Genomic DNA, 19486 nt, shown 5'->3' with positions numbered 1-19486 from the left:
CTTACGCTGAAAGGCTTCAAAGGTGACCTGGGAGAGGATCGAACTCTCGACCCACTGATTAAGAGTCAGTTGCTCTACCGGCTGAGCTACCAAGTCATTGTTTTGTGGGATGGCAAAGAAACGAAAATTATTTGAAGTGTAAAAGACCATTTTTAGGCTATTTTACTTCATCAATTTTAGCACCACGCTTATTCTGGCTGAATGCACCTGGGGTTAAATTTATCTTCGTCGGGAAGAATTTCCAGGTGAGTTTTACCTGTTTTTACAGGCATTCAAAATTGCTGCAACACAAATTGGATTTTTTATTGTTTTTATTAGTAACTTCATATTAACCAATTACAAACATTAAAAAGGAGGGCATCATGAACATGGTTCGCAGAATAGAACATTGGGGTGATCTTCATCATCCTAAATGGCTTGATATAATTCGAATTATTCTTGGATTAATAATTTTCACCAAGGGCATTATTTTTATCAGTAGCACAAATGTACAGCAAGACTGGATATTTCGAAATAGTAGCTTTGACTTTTCGGGACTTATGGCAGTTGTGCTTATACATATTGTGGCCTTTGCGCATGTTATAGGTGGTATGCTTATCTTTATGGGTTTACTTACCCGTTTGGCTGTAGTTATTCAAATGCCTATTTTACTGGGCGCAATATTTTTTGTAAATATTACTAAGGGCCTGTCTTTCCTTAATTCAGAATTATGGCTGTCAATTATTGTCTTTTTAATGTTGGTATTAATTTGGATAGTTGGTTCAGGGTCTTTCTCTGCGGATAGCTGGGTACGTGAAAACAATAATCGTCATCAGAGGTATCCATAGTTAACAATTTGTGATATAAAACATAGCATTTTTCAAAGGGAGTATACCCAAAAAAGCCTTTCAGCTAATGCTGAGAGGCTTTTTTATAGTGGTTTTATTCACTTCTTAGGCTTTTAACCGGGTTGGCCAACGCAGCTTTTATCGATTGGTAACTAATGGTTAAAAAGGCGATAATAACGGCAACAATACCCGCCATTGCCAGTACCCACCACTGTATGTTAATGCGGAAAGCAAAATCAAGCAGCCACTTGTTCATGGCATACCAGGCTATCGGCAGGGCAATTACAGCGGCAATTATTACCAGTTTCAAAAAATCTTTCGACAGCTCTGTTACAATTTGTTGTACGCTGGCGCCAAGTACTTTACGTACACCTATTTCTTTAACACGCTGCGAAATAGTAAATGCCGACAAACCAAATAAACCCAGGCAAGCAATAAAAATAGCTATGCACGAAAAAATGGTAAAGAGTTGAGCCTGTTGCTGTTCGGCATTATAAAGTTTCTGGAAACGTTCGTCAAGAAAGGTGTATTCAAAAGGTGTTTCGGGTTGATATTTTTTCCAGACCTGCTCTATAGTGCTTATTGCGGCCTTAACATTGTGGCCATCAACTTTTATAGAAACCCTGCCATAATTACTGTTGGCAAAGGCAGGCATGCGCATTAAAAGCGGTATAATGTTCTGATGCAGTGATTCGAAATGAAAATCATTTATCACTCCCACAACTTTCCCTGTAACACCGCCATAAATTATATTGCGGCCAATGGCATTATCAGGGGTTTTCCAACCCAACACTTTAACTGCTGCAGTATTAATGATGTAATTATTACTGTCGGTTCCAAAATCACGGCTAAAGTTACGGCCGGCAGCCATTCTTATACCGTAGGTAGGTATAAAACCATAATCGGCATTAATATATTTAACATCGGCCTTAACAGGCAGCGATGCACCACTTTCAAAAACCGAGATACCCTGATCATCCAATAACCTGCCTGATGGAAGACGTGAAGAACGCCCCATATTCTTTATTTCAGGGTTTTTTAACAGATCAGTCTTAAATGATTCGAACATATTGGCAGATACTTCACCAATTGTTATGATATGATCTTTATTAAAACCCAGGGACTTTTTCTGTATGTACTGTAGTTGTTGAAAAACAATGGTGGTTGCCACAATTAATATTATTGAAACAGAGAATTGTGTAACCACAAGCACTTTACGAAATGAAACACCTCCCCCGCCTACTTTTAACATCCCCTTTAAAACCTTTGAAGGATTAAATGACGACATAAAAATAGCCGGATATATACCACTGATAATGCCTATTATAAAAGGCAATATCAGTACAGGCAATAATATTACCGGCTGTAATAGAGAATTTATTGACAGGCCCAACTCTGATACCTTGTTAATAGCCGGCAGTGATAGTGCGGTTAACAAAAATGCAAGTACCAACGAAAGATAGGTGATAAAAACAGACTCGCCTAAAAACTGTACAATAATCTCTTTTTGCTGTGCACCGATAACTTTTCTAATACCTATTTCTTTAGCCCTTAAGGTAGACCTGGCCGTAGAAAGGTTCATGTAATTGATACAGGCTATCAATAGGATAAACAGGGCAATAGCCGAGAATATATAAACCCGTTTAATGTCGCCGTTATCTTCTATCTCGCTATCAAGGTGTGAGTGAAGGTGAATATCCAATAGGCGCTGCAGGCTTAGCTTAGTACCATCAGAGGGTTTGTTAGTACTGCCATCACCATTGGGCGGCATATACTTATTTAAAAAAGCAGGAAATTGTGATACCACATGTGCCACATTATAATTTGGCGGAAACATCAGGTAGGTATAAAAAGAATTATTCCCCCAATTGGTTTCCAGGTTCTTTTTGCCATAAACAGTAGTATCATTCAATGTATTAAATGACATAAGCATTTGCGGATGTAACTGCGAGTTTGCGGGGAGTGCCTTGTAAATACCCGTCACCTTAAAGTTAAACTGGTTCCCAAATCTTATTTCCTTATTCATTGGGTCGTCATCTCCAAAATACTTACGCGCTAAATCCTCGGTCAGCATAACACAAAAAGGATCTTTAAGAGCAGTTTTGGGATTACCTTTAACAGTTTTCACGGTGAAAAAATCAAAGAAATTTTCATCGGCAAAGCAGCTCCCTTTTTCGTTAAACAGCTTTTCTTTATATCGTAAGGTTACACCACTGTTTGGATACACACGGGTTACTTTTTTAATGTCAGGAAATTCATTTTTAAGCAACGGCCCAAATGGCGGCGCTACCGCACCCAGGTGTAAATTTACAGCACCATCGGCGCTATTAAAACTGCGGGTTACCCGGTAAATATCTTTGGCATTAGTGTTAAACTTATCATAGCTTACCTCCTTAATAATATAAGTAAGAATTAGCAAACAACAAGTGAGACCTATAGTTAAGCCAGAAATGTTGATAAATGAGATAAACTTGTGCTTGCTTATGTTGCGAAAAGCACTGCGTAAATAATTCTTTATCATAACGATGTTTATTGAATATTTAATTATACAGCCAGGACTATAATTAATAACACTATAAATACGTGCCATGTAGCTAATTAAATGATATTCAATAACTTAATATAATTTACACTTGATTTAACCGTCCGTAGTTGTAACAACAGGTGTTCGGTAATGATACAGTTTACTAAAGCAATTACAAAATAGTAACTTTTGGTTAATATTTAACTTTTATTTTATAATATAGTTTATAACATCTCTATCATGTTTCTGCATTTTATTCTAATACTTATTATAATCTGAGGAAATGGCTCATTACTGATCTAATTTACACTTTAAGAGCAATTAGCACAATGCAGTATACACTTTCTTATTAGGAAATAATTTAATCTATATGATATGTAGATTCGTCTTGTTGAATAATTGAAAAATCAACTCACAGGTAAACCAAATTAAACCAGCCCTTTGGGTATCATTCGTAAACAGTATTAAAATCTTGTATTCTAACTTATATTTTAAACCAATCTTAACTTATTAATTATGGCACAGAGACTTTACAACCAACCAACCGCAAAAGCCGCGGCTGCAGAAGGTACTCGTTTAACTCAAATTGATCTTGATTTCATTGATTTCGGTCTGAAAATAATTCAGCACGAAAGCAGGATCCAACGAGAGGGGCTGGATAAGGTTATAGAAGCGGAACAGGGCGTTTACGTACAACCCGGGCAAGGAGAAGCTGTGTGGGTAGAAGTTGGATTAGCTGCCGCCGCACTGGCATGGGAAGCCTACAAAGCATATAAGTCAGGGGTTGAGTTATCACGCGACTATTCAATTGTGAGCCGTTTAATTAACGCCGATATTAAAGAAGGGCTTTCATTGGATCAACTTGTTGATATGAGAAATCAACTTAACAAAGCTTTAATAATGGGACAATAATAAAACATCTACAATGGACTGGATTCAGTATCTACTTATTGGATTTTATGGGCTGTGGTTTGTTATTTCAATTGCATGGCAATTCCAATTTAGGCATGAATTGGTCGAAAAGATAAAATCGTACGATGTAGTTGGCATTATACCCAATTGGACATTCTTTGCACCAAATCCCGGCACATCAGACTACCATCTGATCTACCGGGATCAGTTAACCGATGGTTCGATAGGTTCCTGGCATGAGATCTCTGTTACTAATTACCGGGGCCAGCTGGATTGGTTGTGGAACCCTCATAAACGGAAGAATAAACTTTTAATGGATTGCGTAAACCATATCGCCCGTTTATCCAGAAAAATCAAAGAAAAAAGTAAAAATGAAGAGCCGGTTTCCTATAACCATTTATGCCTTACAGTTCCGTACATGCTTTTGTTAAATCTCGTTTGTAATGGAAACGAAGTGGCTGCAGAAGAAAACTCTAAGTACAGGCAATTCGCGATAGTTAAAAGCGATGGCTATATCAGAAAAACCAATCCGGATCTAATTATACGATCATCTTATCATTCCATAAAAATGTAAGATCATGAGCTTAATTTTGTTTTTAAGTAATATTGAAAACGCATACATAGTTATTGTAAGCATTTTTTCAATCGGACAACTTATCTCCTCACTTGAATTTCTTTTCATCAGAAAGGAATTTAGTGATGTAGGGGCGTTTCCATGGAAAATTCTTCGGTTTGAACATCAAAGGTACCTGTCTTCTAATATCAGGCCTGCTATTTCCGGTCTGTTTAGTTACGGCGGCGTTTTAACTACGCTTATTATACGCATTATTGCATTAATCGCCATTCTTTTCACTCCAATAAATAGCTTACAATTTACAATCTGCGTTGTGATAATTGTAGCCACGCTTATTATTATGCATTCCAGGCAGGTATATGGTGGCGAAGGGTCAGATCAGATGAGCCTGATCATCTCCATTTGCCTGTTAACAGGTGGGGGTATATTTATGAACCACGGCTATATGGCTCAAATAAGCCTCTTTTTTTTAGCTGCGCAATCCTGTTTATCCTATACTGCTGCGGGTGTCGCCAAGCTTGTGTCGCCTAAATGGAGAAGCGGATATGCTACATTTGAAATATTTAATACGGCTTCTCACGGTAGTTTAAATGTGGCAAGTTTTTTATCAAAGAACCGGGCACTTAGTTACACGCTCTCCTGGTCGGCTATATTGTTCGAAAGCTCTTTTGCTGTTTGTTTGATAAGCCCCTGGCCTGTTCTGTTAAGTATTTTAACTCTTGGCATTATTTTCCATTTTGTAAATGCTATTGTTATGGGGTTAAATTCATTTCTCTGGATTTTTGTTGCCACTTACCCCGCAATTATTTATACAGCTGCTTCCATTCACCAATTATAAATGCATATGAAATCAGAAAACAACACATATGGCTTACAATTGGCTTTACTGGATAGAGGCATTAATCTTTTTTTGAAAAAAGATCCGTTAACCGCTAAATCCACACCAAACCCCGGCGAAGAAAATTTAGCAATTAAGATATCTGGTAATAAAGAGGTGAAAGAAGAGTGGAAGTTAGGCGGACAAAACCCGACTGACCTTGCCGAACAGACGGCTTTGCTTAATACTACTCTTTTAGAGCGTGCCGGCCTATCATTAGCAGACCTTGTTAAAATGCGCAAAGAGATTGTAACTGAAATGCAGGCGCAAGTTACTGAACGTACGGTTACAGAAAGTAAATTCAGCTATAAGCGACTGGATGACAGTAGTGTAAAGCTTACTTCGCTCGACCTCAACATGCTTGATTTTGGAATTAAGTTAGCCCAGTTTGAAAAGAACAAACATGGAATATTAAAAAATGAACCAGAAGCCAGGGTATTCGACTCAGATGATATGTTTTTTGTTGTACCAGCCGTTGCAAGGGCTTGGGAATTTTATAAAGCTTATAAGTCTGGTGCTGAAATGTCGCGCGAAGCTATTGTTTTACAAAAACTAATAAACGGAAATCTAAAAAGCAATGAATCATTGGAGGAGCTTATAGCATTACGCAACGAAATTGCCAGGCAACTTAAGTAACAGGTAATAAATATGAAAAGTAATAAAGCAAAAAGGCAAGATATCAAATTAAGTAAGGCCGACCTGGATTTAATTAATGCCGCGCTTGAACTGACAAGATATCGCCAAAATGATGGGTTAAAGAAATCACCGGCAAATGAGGTTTTAATCCCTTTAAATGAGTTTGACGCGCTATCTCCCGAGATTGATATGGTTGATGTTTTTATAAAAAGTGTTGTAGATCTGCTTAACCGGATAAAGCAAGCTATTGGTGGTTCGCTGGCTATGGATAATATAATTGAAAAGGAATTTTTAGATAATAACAGGCATTCATTACAACAATTAATTGATGCACACCAAAAATTAACAGATATGTATAACGCACAAAAAAAATAAGTTTAAATTATGGATAGTAAACAGCCCTCCCCAAACGAGTTATCATATACCGAACTACAGTTGGCTTTACTTGATAAAAGCATTGAGCTTCGCTCTAAAATTAAAGATGCTGCTGCTGTACATGATAACGTATTTGTCAATGAAGGTGATAAAAAAGCATCCCTTACTGACGCTACAGCCGATATATTTCGCATAGCAATCACAATGCTAAGGCAGGCAAATGCGCGTGATTTTTTTGAAGGAATGGCTGAATTGAATGAAAGTGTGTTAGAAAAAACCAACTACTCTCTTGACGAACTTATTAAATACCGTAACGATCTGGCAAACCGAAAAATTGTACAGGATAAGATTAGTTTAGCACACGAACAACAACCAAAGCAGTTTAAGTTAACGCAACAACATTTGGATTTGATAGACATTGCCCTGAAAATAAAGAAAAAAGATTTGCGGCTTCCGGACGAGTTAGAACAAGATGTGATCGTTTCAATAAATGATAACGTTCAATTCTATGATGAAATTGTGGAAAAGGCTGTTAATTATGTGATGGGAGTAACAAGATGGGTCTCTACAGATATAAAAGGAATGAAGGTGAATATGGATCAAATCCTCAAATCTGCTACAGATAACCCTTCTTCTTACTCACTCGAAGAGCTGTTAAAATCACGAGAGGAAATTGCCGCCAAGCTAAAAGCTGAATTATAATAGCAAGTACTTTAAATTCTAATATTGGTGTTATTCCATGAATAATGCATAAACCCAAACACAACTATGGAAGCTGAAGAAAAAAAGCCCGCTGATGATTTTTCAAGGTCAAAATTAAAATTGGCACTACTGGATCAAGGCATTGAACAATATCTTAAGAAAGATATCTTTCAAACTGATGTAAGAAATGCAGGGAGTGTTTATGTAAATGTTACTAATACAGATGATGTAGTACTTGGGCCGGACCCGAAGTTGGTATTTATATGGGATGACAGGGTACAAAGCACTAACCGGATGCTTGATGACATTGTTAAACTTAACGATTACATACTCAGTAAAGCTAATTACTCCTTAGAGAACCTGGTTGAGCAGCGACAGGCATTAACTGAAAACCTCAAAAAAGAGAGAAGTGTTCAACCGGTAAAAGATGCAGATAACAACAGCGTGCGTCTTAACCAAGCTCATTTAGATATGATAGATTTAGCGTTAAAGATAAAACGCGAAGAACAAACACTTAATAACCCTGATTTTGAGAGACAGGTAGTTATTGACGTTGATAAAGCAGCCGATTTTTATGATAAAATTGTAGATCAGGTAGTGCAGGTTGTAGTTGCTGTAGAAAAATTCATGTCAACAAATTTCAAAGGTAAAGAAGGTCAATATCTTGATGAAATAGCCTCCAAACAGTTTAACCTGGAATCGAATTACTCATTAGATCAATTACTTCAGGCGCGAGAAAAACTAGCTGAAGAACTAAATAATCGTTGACACAGAACGTAAATTTATAATTAATTATCTGTACAGCAACCTGATAATAATAAAAAACGCCAGGCAATTGCCTGGCGTTTTTAAAAGTATTGGTATAATACCCAACACTATGTTGTTATATTAATTTGCACTTGACATAAAAGTACTAGACAAAACTTTGTTTGTCCAAGTTGTATATTGGGTTTTCCATTTTAAAATGCCGTAACTTTTTTCCTGAGTACTTTTATATGGCTCATCAAATAATTCATAAACCATAGCTACTTTAACTCGTGGATTAGCTTTACATTTTGCAACAAATTTAGTAACAAATGCATTTTGATCGCTCTCATTTTGACTTGTTGAACTGGTAGATTTATACCTAAAATTGAATTCAGTAAACCAAATATCTTTAGCTGGAAATAAAGTGCTCAATTTAGTAGTTATATCAGGTATAAAATATGGGGATTTTGCAGCGGGTGCTTCCATGTCAGAATACCAATTGTAGCCTACAACATCAAACTTCACACCATATGACTCGCACATTTTTAAGAAGCCATAATGTAACCAACCTGCCGAAATCATAGTTTTTGCATCCAAATCTTTTGATTTTATACCAGCATCCATACCTTTTAAGTAGGCGGCTGTTGCTTTAAATTCGGTTTGCTTATAATCACTTGAGTTTTGTCCGGTTTTATTTGAGTATAATAATGGCAGCTCCAAATCATTTCCAAGATTATAATAGGAGAAATACTTGCCATATTTAGCCGCAAAGTTAGCACCCAGGGTTTTTCCTTTTTCATAAGATGTTGATTCGCTATCACCAAAATTAAGTGTGCGCAAGTAGAGCATTGGCAAGATCTTTACGCCCCCACTAGTAGCAGCTGATTGCAGGGCTTCTAATAAGGTTGATGAAGATGCAGTACCGTCAGATTTAGTTTGAATGTTTAGCCTATACCATTTCATTCCTCTATTCCTTAATGCCAGGATTTGTTTTGCAGGTGTTGTTGCCAGATAAGGCGCATCACCCATGTGCCCGTTAATGCCCAACATTAAGCCAGTTCCAGCCAGGGCGGAGGATGGAGAGGTAGTGGCTAATAATAAATCAGTAGATTCTGCTGGGGTAGACATCACTACTGGTTCTGGTTCCGGGTCTGGGTTTGCTTGTTTTGAACAAGAGAAAAGAGTCACACCGAGGATACTCATGAGCATCAGCGGCTTTTTGAGGTAGTTTTTATTCATGCTTTTTTATTAATAGTTTGTCCTCTAACGAGAGTTGTAGCGAGAATGTTGCATAAAATGATAAGAAAAAATCAAATTAATTTAAATTATTACATATAAAGCATCTTTTATTTCAACAAAAAACCCATTTTATTAAAAAAGTATTAAAATTTAAACGACTCAAAACAAACGACTTAGAACCACACATCAGCACATTTTATTTAAGTTGTGTACGGATTAAAGAGCTTTGAATATTTTGCAGCATTTTTTTTCAACATTTTATCAAATAGTTTGTATCGTGCCAGTACTTCGGTAAACAATTGCTCGATAATAAGCAGTTGTTTTACCTCAAATCTGTGTAAGCACGAATAAAGGATGAAAACTTGAATATTTGGCAAGGTCCAAACTCAAAACAGACGAGTGGAATATAAAAGGACGTAGTGGTTTCAATCAATATTAATTGTTTAAAACTTGTTTATCCCTTTATTTAAACTAAAACAGCAAGGAAAACACTCTTTATAGATGTTTCCTTGCTGAAATGGGCTTAGGAGAAGGCTTTAGTACTATTTCACTTCATCAATTTTTAGCACAACGCTTGTTCTGCCTGAATGCACTTGTGGGTTAAAGCCTATCTTCATCAGAAAATCGCCAGTGTAAATTTTGCTGCTATCAATGCTTGTTTTGCTGCCCGGATACAGATCAATTTCCTTTACCTGATATTTTTTAGCTGTATCCAATCCCTTTAATGGTATTGGGGCCCTGCTTTTTTCATCATACCGGTTATTTACAAGGTAATTAAAGATAATGCCTGATGATTTAGCCTCATCCATGTACATTATAGCTGCCACACTACCTTCGCGTGGGTTAGCTAAACGATATTGGTTGCCATGCCATACAAGTTGCTTAAATGAGTTATAGCTTTTTATGGCATCCTGGCAAAATTGAAGGTCGGTGCCGCTTAGTTTGCTCACCACAATATCAAAGCCCAGTTTACCCATCATAGCTACGTCTGTACGGTATTTAATAGGTTGTTTGCCCCAATCCGTAACGTGGTTTGAGCTGGTTATAGCCGGGTAGAAATACGAGTACTCCCACTGCATAAAAATGCGTTCAAGCGGGTCGGTATTGTCACTTGGCCAAAATTCGGTAAAGTATTGTAAGGCAGCATAGTCTACCCTGCCACCACCGCCAGAGCATAGCATCATAGGTACAGTTGGATATTTTGCTCTTATACGCTCAAGTACTTTATATAGGCCACGCACATATTCCACATAAAACTGCGACTGGCTTTTTCCTAAATGAGTTGAGTAAGCATTGTAAATCACCGCGTTACAATCCCATTTAATATAAGCAAGTGCGGGGTTCTTAGTGAACAGATTGTCAATAATACCATATACAAAATCCTGTACCTTGGGGTTGCTCAGGTCAAGTACTAGTTGGTTCCGGTAATAATATTCTTCGCGTTTAGGTTGTTTAATCACCCAGTCGGGGTGTTTTTCGTATAATTCGCTTTTAGGGCTAACCATTTCAGGCTCCACCCAAATACCAAATTTCACTTCGTTTTGCTGCGCTTCCTTTACCAGTGATGCAATGCCATTGGGTAATTTTTGTTTGTTTTCTTCCCAATCGCCCAGGCCGGTATGGTCGCTGTTACGCGGGTATTTATTGGCAAACCATCCATCATCCAGCAAAAAAAGGTCTACCCCCAGTTTCTTTGTATCTTTTAAAAGCTCGGCAAGTTTACTTTCATTAAAATTAAAATAAGTTGATTCCCAGTTATTTAACAAAGTAACCCTTGAGCCTTTACCATCTAATATCTTATAATCGCGCGCCCAGCTTTGTAATTTTCTACTGGCATCACCTTTACCATGATCGCTAAAGGTGTACCAAAAAGCAGGTGTGGCAAACTCTTCATTAGGTTTAAGTACATAAGGCGAAGCATAATTATTGATGCCAGATATGATCCTTAAATTGTCCTGTGGGTCAAGCTCCAGGTCGGTACGGAAATTACCGCTCCACTCCAATCCACCATATAGTACGCTGCCTTCATCCTCGGTAGCAGGTTTATCTAAAGATATCATAAATACCGATGGCTGGAACAGATTAGCACGCGTACCAAGCTTAGTATCAAGCGTTTTAATGCCGTGGGTAAGTTTACTTTCCTCCGGTTGCATCTCTTTGGCCCAGTCGCCATGGTACTGGTTTAGCCAAAAAACTTTAGCCTTGATATGCAAATTGGCCGAGGCGAATTTCTGCAAAGTAACATTACCTTTTTCCTGATGTTTAATAACGCTCCATTGCTCTACCACATCGCTTTTATAATAAGCTTTGTAATAAAGAGTTACCTCGAAATTATACGCCGGATCTTTTAGTACAACGCTTAACAGCGATACATCATCACTGATCTTTTTAACGTCATGGCTTACATATTTCAGATCGAGTGAGTTGTTGCCATCGGCATGGGTAACTGAAATTGCAGGCTCAACCAAATTACGTGAACCCGCCGGGGTATAAGCCGAATTTAACGAATTAGTATAATCTTCTACTTGTTTATATACTCCAGGTATCTGACTGTATTCCTGCGTATTATTAAGTTTTTTACCGAAGTAAATAATGTTGAGGTCTTTGTTTTTAGCCACCTCTAAAACCATCGCATTATCACTAGTTTCTACAGGTATAACCGTTTGTGCTTTTAAAATTACCGCACTCAGCAAGATGCCGGCGGTGCATAATACAGTTAATTTGTACCCGGGTATAATTATCTTCATGGTTAATAAAGTTTATGGTTGTGGTTTGTATCTCGGTAAATTGGTTTAACCCCAAATATGAACAAAATAGACTAAAAAAGATACGGGTCCATGTCGAAAAGATATGGATTTATGGAAAATACAAACAGATTTTTGCATTATTGTGCGGATATTAGCAGAGCATCAGCAGGAGTACATTTAGTGAGTAACGAAACCGGCAATCCTTCAAACCATACTTTTATTTTAAAGGATATTCCTTTCGAAAATATTACCGAGGTTACCGTTGCGCAATATGCTTCGGTAGGGATCTATTTCGATGCGACATCCTACCAGCACATTATTCCCCGTTTTTTAGAACTTAACCAGGGAACATTTACACATGCGTATAGCAACATCAATTTCCCGGAGGTAACCGTGGTACATCACGCCGGCCAACTAATGCTTTCCTGTAGTTGCAATGCTATGCCCGGCAAGCTATGCGAACATGAGGCGCTGGTACTTGCGGCCATTATAAAACGGGATGACCTTAACATTTTCTTTAATGCGAAAGTTCGTCACCAAAAACTCAAGAAAGCAGCACTGGATTATGGCCTGGAGAACGAGCCCGACCTTGACAGCTTTTTCAATGTCATCCACGAAAATAAAAGGGTAACCATCACCCCTGCTTTGCCGTCACTCATACCGGTTACCAAAGAAAGCCTGTTTGATCTTAACCAGCAGGTTGCCCCTGCTGCCTTAATTCCTTTTAATCAACCGGTTAACGATACCGAAAGGGTAACCTGCGTGGTTTTAAAACAGCATAAATACTATAAATATCTGTTTATTGACCTGTATTCGGCACAAACCACTAAGGATGGTAAAATAAAGAACCCACTGTCTGCTATAGATCCACTGGATATGATATGGGAAACGGACGATCACCAGCAGTTGAAATTTTATACAGGCATCAACAAGTTTCAAAATCATTTAAACTCCAAACGTTCCGAGGCTGATCTGACAGCTTTGCGGGCTATCGTAAAGAATCCGCTGGGTTACCGGTTTTATTACCATAATAGCGAAGTATCTGAAAATATCACCGCCAACTCTGTTGTGCCCGTTAAAGTTAGCCTGCTCCCTCCTGCTATTAACCTTGCGGTAAATACAAAAGGACAATTTTATGAACTGGCAGGCAACTTAAAAATAGGTAATATAAGCTATGCTTTAAAAGATCTGAGCATCAGGTTCACCTACTTTATTTTGCTAAACAATACCCTTTACCTGGCAGATAACCTGCAGACTTTAGGCCTTATTGATATTTTAAGAAAGCGACCGGATAATTTGCTTATCCATCAATCTAAATTCAAAGAGTTTAAAACGCAGCTGTTAACGCAGTTAGAGGACAAGATAAGTATTGATTATAAGCATATTAAGCCCGCTACCCCTGCGCAATTGGAGCAGCAGGGTTTTACTGCCGAAACGGAAAGGATAATATACCTGTCGGATTTTGGGAGCCATGTAATGATCATCCCCGTAATGCGCTATGGCGAAACCGAGATCTCCGTGCGTACCAAAAGGCAGATCTACAGCATCGACAAAAAAGGAAAAGAATTTTTAGTACAGCGTAATGATGAAGCCGAACTGGAATTTACAGCTTTACTGGTAAAACAACATGCTGATTTTTTAGAGCAACTGGAAGACGACCTGTACTACTTTTACCTGCACAAAAGGCATTTTTTAAATGAAGACTGGTTTTTAGATGTATTTGACGAATGGCAGCGTAATGGCATAACTATATTAGGTTTTAACGAGTTAGAGGGTAATAAGCTTAACCCCAACAAAGTAAATATCACTATACGGGTATTGAGCGGTATTAACTGGTTCAACTCGGATATTAATGTGCGTTACGGGCGCAAAAAAGCCGCTTTAAAACAGGTGTACAAGGCTGTGCGCAATAAGAGCAAATACGTGCAGTTGGATGATGGTACTTTAGGCATTTTACCTGCCGACTGGATTGAAAAGTTCACCAAATACTTCAACTCCGGCGAGATTGTGGATGATAGTATTTTACGTACCCCAAAAACCAACTATGCCACCATTGCAGAACTGTACGATGATGAAGTGCTGGATGAGGAAGTAAGAAAAGAGATTGGCAGCTACCGTGAAAAGTTCGCGAATTTTGAATCGGTTAAAGATGTTACCGTACCGGCCGATTTAAAAGCTATCCTGCGCCCTTACCAGCAGCAGGGGCTAAACTGGCTTAATTTTTTAGATGATTTTAACTTTGGCGGCTGCCTGGCAGATGACATGGGCCTGGGTAAAACCATGCAGATCATCGCTTTTATATTATCGCAACGTAATAAGGTTACCCATAACACTAACCTGTTAGTGGTGCCTACCTCGCTTATTTTTAACTGGCAGCAAGAGGTTCAAAAGTTTGCGCCATCCATCCGGATCCATACCATTTACGGTGCCGACCGGATAAAAAACACCGATAGCTTTCGTAACTACGAGATAATTCTTACCTCCTACGGCACACTGCTTGCCGATATTAATTTTATAAAGGCTTATCAGTTCAATTATGTTTTTTTGGATGAGTCGCAGAATATTAAAAATCCCGATTCGCAACGATACAAGTCGGTACGGTTATTAAAATCGCGCAACAAAATTGTAATAACAGGTACCCCTGTTGAGAATAATACCTTCGACCTGTATGGCCAGCTGTCCTTTGCATGCCCGGGCCTACTGGGTACACGGCAGTATTTCAGGGATATTTATTCGGTACCTATTGATAAATTCAAAAGCAACAAACGGGCGGCTGAATTGCAGAACAAGGTAAAACCGTTTATCCTGAGGCGAACCAAACAGCAGGTAGCGGCAGAACTACCAGACAAAACCGAAATGGTATTGTACTGCGAAATGCAGGAACAACAGCGTAATATCTATAATGCTTACGAGAAAGAGTTTAGGGAATATATTTCGGCCACAACAGATGACGTGCTGAAAAAAACGCCAATGAATGTGCTGAAAGGCTTAACCAGGCTAAGGCAGATCTGTAATTCGCCTATGTTATTGACAGGCGAGAAACCACCGGGCAGCGAATCGGCTAAAATTGACCTGTTGATTGAGCAGATAGAGGGTAAATCGCCACAGCATAAGATCCTGATCTTCTCGCAGTTTGTATCGATGCTTGAACTCATCAAAAAAGAATTAATTGCCAAAGGGATAGCTTATAGCATGCTTACCGGCAGCACCCGTAACCGGGAGGCAATTGTAAACGAATTTCAAAATAATACGTCTATCAGGGTTTTCCTTATCAGCACCAAAGCTGGTGGTACAGGGTTAAATTTAACAGAGGCAGATTATGTTTACATTGTTGATCCCTGGTGGAACCCTGCTGTTGAGAACCAGGCTATTGACCGCTCACACCGTATTGGGCAAAACAAAAACGTGGTAGCCGTAAGATTGATCTGTCCGGATACGGTGGAGGAAAAAATTATGCTAATGCAGGATTCTAAAAAAGAGCTGGTAAATAATCTCATTAAAACGGATGCATCATTCCTCCAATCCCTTTCAAAAACCGACCTGTTAAATATGCTTGGATAAAGCAATAGCAGCCGCACGGCTGGAACCAAGCGACAGCGCGGTGGTTATAGCCGCTCAGCTCCTGCCCGGTCAAAGCAATTGCCGCCGCTCGGCTCCTGCCGGGTGGCAACTATTATAAGGCCTCCGGCCGCCTCCTAAATAACTGCTCAAACACTGCGGCGGGACGCCGCCTAATAACCGTCACCCGGCTGGAGCCAAGCGACAGAAGCAGGCCGCCTCAATTACATTCCCCTCGCTTTCAGCATCTCTTTAAATGTATCCAGATCTTTTTTTATAGCTGCTTTAAACACAGCAGGCGAGATGGTTATTGTTTTCGCTCCATCCTCTGCCCCGCCTAATGCATATTCAAAATGCATACTTGCAGGCCCGCTTATTTGGTACTGCTTTATCATACTCAAATACTTATCGTAGTTAACAATACCGCCACCCAGCGGTACCGTTTTGGCCTGCCATTTAGTGCCGTTTGGCGCCCAGGAAAAATCTTTTATAGCTATGGTTTTTATATGCTTGTGTAACACGTTAAGGCTTGTACTCCAGGTATCGGGCCCTTCAACTGTTGCATGCCTTATATCGTATTGGCAACTTATATAAGCCGGGTCAAGGTCTTTTAATACCAGCCACAGATCCCATATAGATGCGCCAAAGTATTGCCCTGCGTGGTTTTGATATGCACCATGCATATTATACTGTTTATTCAATGCAACCAAACCGGCTAATCGCTTCCTGATCAATTCTAAATTTGTAGGAATATCAACTGATTGATCATAATCATACCAGGCTGTGCGGTAATACTTAATGCCTAAACCTGCGGCTGTTTTTAATATGTCGGCAGTATAGGTTTCATCGGCACTTTTAATATTAGTGGTGATCATGTATACTTTTAGTCCGGCTTTTTCAATAGCGGCTACAGCTTTGGGCAGGTCCTGAGTTACACGTTCAGGTAAAACATGGCCACCGGGCCTTACCGTTAAATCTATTCCATCAAAACCAATCTCAGCGGCCATCGCAGCCATATCATCATAATTTAGCCAATGCATACATTTACTAAAAATGCAAATCTTCATCGCGGTAGCGGGTAATGGTTCATTGGTAGTATTATTTACAGCTGGTTGTGATGCAAAAGCGTTTAAACCCGACTGCAATGAAATGGCAGCTAAAACCGACGATGCGATGAATTTTTTACGACTGATTGAATGGCTCATAAACTGATTTATTATTAATAAAAGTACTATAAAAACATTTGTGAAGGCATTTTAATTTGTCAGTTTATTATAAGTCTAAACTTGATCTGATTGTACTGTGGATTAATTATATTTGGCCTGACCTCTAATTGAACCACTCACATTTAATGAAGATTAAACAGTCCTTTTATGCTGTAATGTTACTTTTGCTCTGCAGTATTACAGCTTGGGGCTCTGCATCTTATAACCCACCCCAACCTATTGCCAAAAATGGTGTTATTGATCTTCGTAAACAATCTCTTACTGATGCTATTGAGCTAAGTGGCCAATGGGAGTTTTACTGGCACCAGCTGATAGATCCGCAAAAAAACACAACCATTAAAGGCGAACTGATAGATTTCCCGGCCCTATGGAGTAATCATATCAGAAACGGGAAAAAGCTGCCTGCCTTTGGTTACGCTTCATACAAACTAACCATATTGCTACCCAAGAATACCAAGCCACTGCGCGCCAGCATGCCTGATCTGTATTCAGCCTATCGCTTATTTTTAAATGGTAAGCAAGTGGCAGAAAATGGCACAGTTAGCACAACCAAAAAAGGGTTTGTTCCTTACTGGGCATACCGGGCTTTTGATATTCCGGAAGGTACAGATACGCTGAACCTGGTTTTACAGATCTCTAATTTTGTACACAGTAAAGGCGGTATCAGAAGCCCTTTGACAATACAGCAAAAGGATATAATGGTATTAAACAGGCGGCGCGGCGAAGCTGTAGACCTGCTGCTTACAGGATGCTTATTTATGGGCGGCTTGTTCTTTTTGGGCCTTTATTTGTTTGGGAACCGCGATAAGGCAATTTTACTTTTCTCTTTATACTCAATAGTATATTGCTATCGTATAATGGGTACAGATAATTATGTACTGCATACCATACTGCCTGATGTGAGCTGGTATATAACTATCAGGTTAGAGTATATGAGCCTATTTATGGGTATTGGTTTGTTTGGATTGTATACCCGCTACCTGTGGCCAGAAGACATAAACAAATTGATCATAAGAATAATCTGTTTGATCTGTCTACTTTTTGCTGTTATGTCGTTATTGCTGCCTCCATTATATTTCACGCAGCTTATTAATCCATTTTTAGTAATTACAATATACTGTTTGCTTTATGTGCCCTATGTGTACATCATCGCTTACAAAAAAAGGCGGCCGGGCTCTGTATACGCATTATATAGTTCCATATCGCTAATGTGCGTATTTGCTATATCATTATTCCACTATTGGGGCTTTATTCCACAACTGCAATTTTTAAGTTTTGCCGGGTATGTAAGCTTTTTCTTTTTGCAATCACTGGTATTGTCTCACCGGGTATCCTTTGTATTAAAAAAAGCGCGTGAACAGGCAGAACAAGGCCTTATTGCCAAAAGCGAATTTTTAAGCACCATGAGCCACGAGATACGCACACCGCTTAACTCGGTTATAGGGATGAGCTATTTATTGTTAAAGAACAACCCGCGTAAAGACCAGATGGAGCAGTTGGATATAATGATATTTTCGGCCAACAACTTATTGGGGATAGTTAACGATATTTTAGATTATAATAAAATAGAGGCAGGCAAAATCACCTTTGAGCAGGTTGAAACTGATATTGCCGGTATCGCACGCAATGTGATCAACAGTTTGCGAAGCTCCGCAGATGATAAAGGTATCGGCCTGAAACTAACAGTTGATGCTGATCTGAAAAACAAAATACTGGGCGACCCAATAAGAATATCGCAGGTAATAACCAATCTGGTGCATAACGCTATTAAGTTTACCCAAAAGGGGGCGGTAGAGGTCGAAATAAACGTAAAAGAGCAAACCGAAAAAAATACAACACTCAGCATAAAAGTAAGTGATACAGGCATTGGTATATCAAAAGCCAATCAGGAACTGATATTTGAGCGGTTTACCCAGGCAGATTCTTCCACTTCACGGGGTTTTGGCGGTACGGGTTTAGGTTTGTCCATTAGTAAACGCATCTTAGAGCTGCAAAATTCAACCCTCCATTTAATAAGTGAGGAAGGCAAGGGATCTACCTTTTATTTCGATCAAACTTTTATAAAAAGCAGCAAAACACCAGGTCAGCAAGGCCAACACGTAAACACTCAAAATGAGGGCAAACCTTTTACAGGTGTAAATATTTTACTGGTTGAAGATAACCCGATAAATGTAATGGTGGCCCAAACATTTCTGCAACGCTGGGGGGCCAATATTGATGTTGCAGTAAACGGATTAGAAGCTATAAACAAGCTCGATATCACCAGGCACCACTTAATATTAATGGACCTGCATATGCCGGTTATGGATGGCTATGAAGCAGCCAGGACCATGCGTGCTAACGGTGTAACCATACCTATAGTAGCACTTACTGCTAACCTGCCTAAAGAAATTGAAGAACAGGTAAAACAAACCGGTATAAATGATATTGTGGTAAAACCCTTTTTACCTGATGAGTTATACCAGAAAGTACTGCACCATATATCCAAAAGCTAATTTGATACAACCATTTGCCGGCGGTATTGTTAGTAATATCAATCAGC

The 19486-nt window shown here is 39.0% G+C and carries 14 protein-coding genes and 1 tRNA gene; 10 read left to right on the top strand and 5 right to left on the bottom strand.

From position 1 onward, the window contains the following. Positions 1 to 23: 23 nt before the first annotated feature. A tRNA-Lys gene (locus WC743_RS25820) sits at positions 24 to 96 on the bottom strand. A gap of 266 nt (positions 97 to 362) precedes the next feature. On the opposite strand from WC743_RS25820, the gene WC743_RS25815 reads away from it, so the two are divergent. Further along, a complete protein-coding gene (locus WC743_RS25815; RefSeq protein ID WP_373016442.1) occupies positions 363 to 827 on the top strand; it encodes a DoxX family protein in 465 nt (154 codons plus the stop codon). 94 nt (positions 828 to 921) lie between these two features. Here the strand turns inward: WC743_RS25815 and WC743_RS25810 are convergent, their stop codons facing one another. Then, entirely contained in the window at positions 922 to 3348 is a 2427-nt protein-coding gene (locus WC743_RS25810; protein WP_373016441.1) for an ABC transporter permease, read from the bottom strand. A 519-nt stretch (positions 3349 to 3867) separates the two neighbouring features. Here WC743_RS25810 and WC743_RS25805 point away from each other — a divergent pair. From WC743_RS25805 to WC743_RS25775, 7 genes are all read left to right on the top strand, one after another. Beyond that, entirely contained in the window at positions 3868 to 4263 is a 396-nt protein-coding gene (locus tag WC743_RS25805) for a hypothetical protein (protein WP_373016440.1), read from the top strand. A gap of 13 nt (positions 4264 to 4276) precedes the next feature. Continuing rightward, entirely contained in the window at positions 4277 to 4837 is a 561-nt protein-coding gene (locus WC743_RS25800; protein ID WP_373016439.1) for a hypothetical protein, read from the top strand. Positions 4838 to 4841: 4 nt separating this feature from the next. Continuing rightward, complete coding sequence (locus tag WC743_RS25795; RefSeq protein ID WP_373016438.1) at positions 4842 to 5675, top strand: hypothetical protein; 834 nt, start codon at positions 4842 to 4844, stop codon at positions 5673 to 5675. 6 nt (positions 5676 to 5681) lie between these two features. Next, positions 5682 to 6350, top strand: a complete 669-nt coding sequence (locus WC743_RS25790; RefSeq protein ID WP_373016437.1) for a hypothetical protein — start codon at positions 5682 to 5684, stop codon at positions 6348 to 6350. A 12-nt stretch (positions 6351 to 6362) separates the two neighbouring features. Further along, entirely contained in the window at positions 6363 to 6725 is a 363-nt protein-coding gene (locus tag WC743_RS25785; protein ID WP_373016436.1) for a hypothetical protein, read from the top strand. Positions 6726 to 6734: 9 nt separating this feature from the next. Next, positions 6735 to 7427 (top strand): hypothetical protein, encoded by a 693-nt coding sequence (locus WC743_RS25780; RefSeq protein WP_373016435.1) that lies wholly within the window; start codon positions 6735 to 6737, stop codon positions 7425 to 7427. A gap of 66 nt (positions 7428 to 7493) precedes the next feature. Continuing rightward, positions 7494 to 8195, top strand: coding sequence for a hypothetical protein (locus tag WC743_RS25775; protein ID WP_373016434.1), 702 nt, complete (start codon positions 7494 to 7496; stop codon positions 8193 to 8195). Between the two features lie 120 nt (positions 8196 to 8315). Here the strand turns inward: WC743_RS25775 and WC743_RS25770 are convergent, their stop codons facing one another. After that, a complete protein-coding gene (locus WC743_RS25770; protein ID WP_373016433.1) occupies positions 8316 to 9413 on the bottom strand; it encodes a glycosyl hydrolase in 1098 nt (365 codons plus the stop codon). Between the two features lie 542 nt (positions 9414 to 9955). Further along, a complete protein-coding gene (locus WC743_RS25765) occupies positions 9956 to 12160 on the bottom strand; it encodes an alpha-galactosidase (protein ID WP_373016432.1) in 2205 nt (734 codons plus the stop codon). A gap of 111 nt (positions 12161 to 12271) precedes the next feature. Between WC743_RS25765 and WC743_RS25760 the strand changes: the two genes are divergently transcribed. After that, positions 12272 to 15721 (top strand): DEAD/DEAH box helicase, encoded by a 3450-nt coding sequence (locus WC743_RS25760; protein WP_373016431.1) that lies wholly within the window; start codon positions 12272 to 12274, stop codon positions 15719 to 15721. Positions 15722 to 15942: 221 nt separating this feature from the next. On the opposite strand, the gene WC743_RS25755 is transcribed toward WC743_RS25760, so the two are convergent. Further along, positions 15943 to 16923 (bottom strand): sugar phosphate isomerase/epimerase family protein, encoded by a 981-nt coding sequence (locus WC743_RS25755; RefSeq protein ID WP_373016430.1) that lies wholly within the window; start codon positions 16921 to 16923, stop codon positions 15943 to 15945. Positions 16924 to 17069: 146 nt separating this feature from the next. Here WC743_RS25755 and WC743_RS25750 point away from each other — a divergent pair, with 146 nt between their 5' ends. After that, entirely contained in the window at positions 17070 to 19439 is a 2370-nt protein-coding gene (locus WC743_RS25750) for an ATP-binding protein (protein ID WP_373016429.1), read from the top strand. Positions 19440 to 19486 lie beyond the last annotated feature (47 nt).

The organism is Mucilaginibacter sp., from assembly GCF_041660805.1.
Taxonomy (GTDB): Bacteria; Bacteroidota; Bacteroidia; order Sphingobacteriales; family Sphingobacteriaceae; genus Mucilaginibacter.
This window is presented reverse-complemented; position numbering and strand designations above follow the sequence as displayed.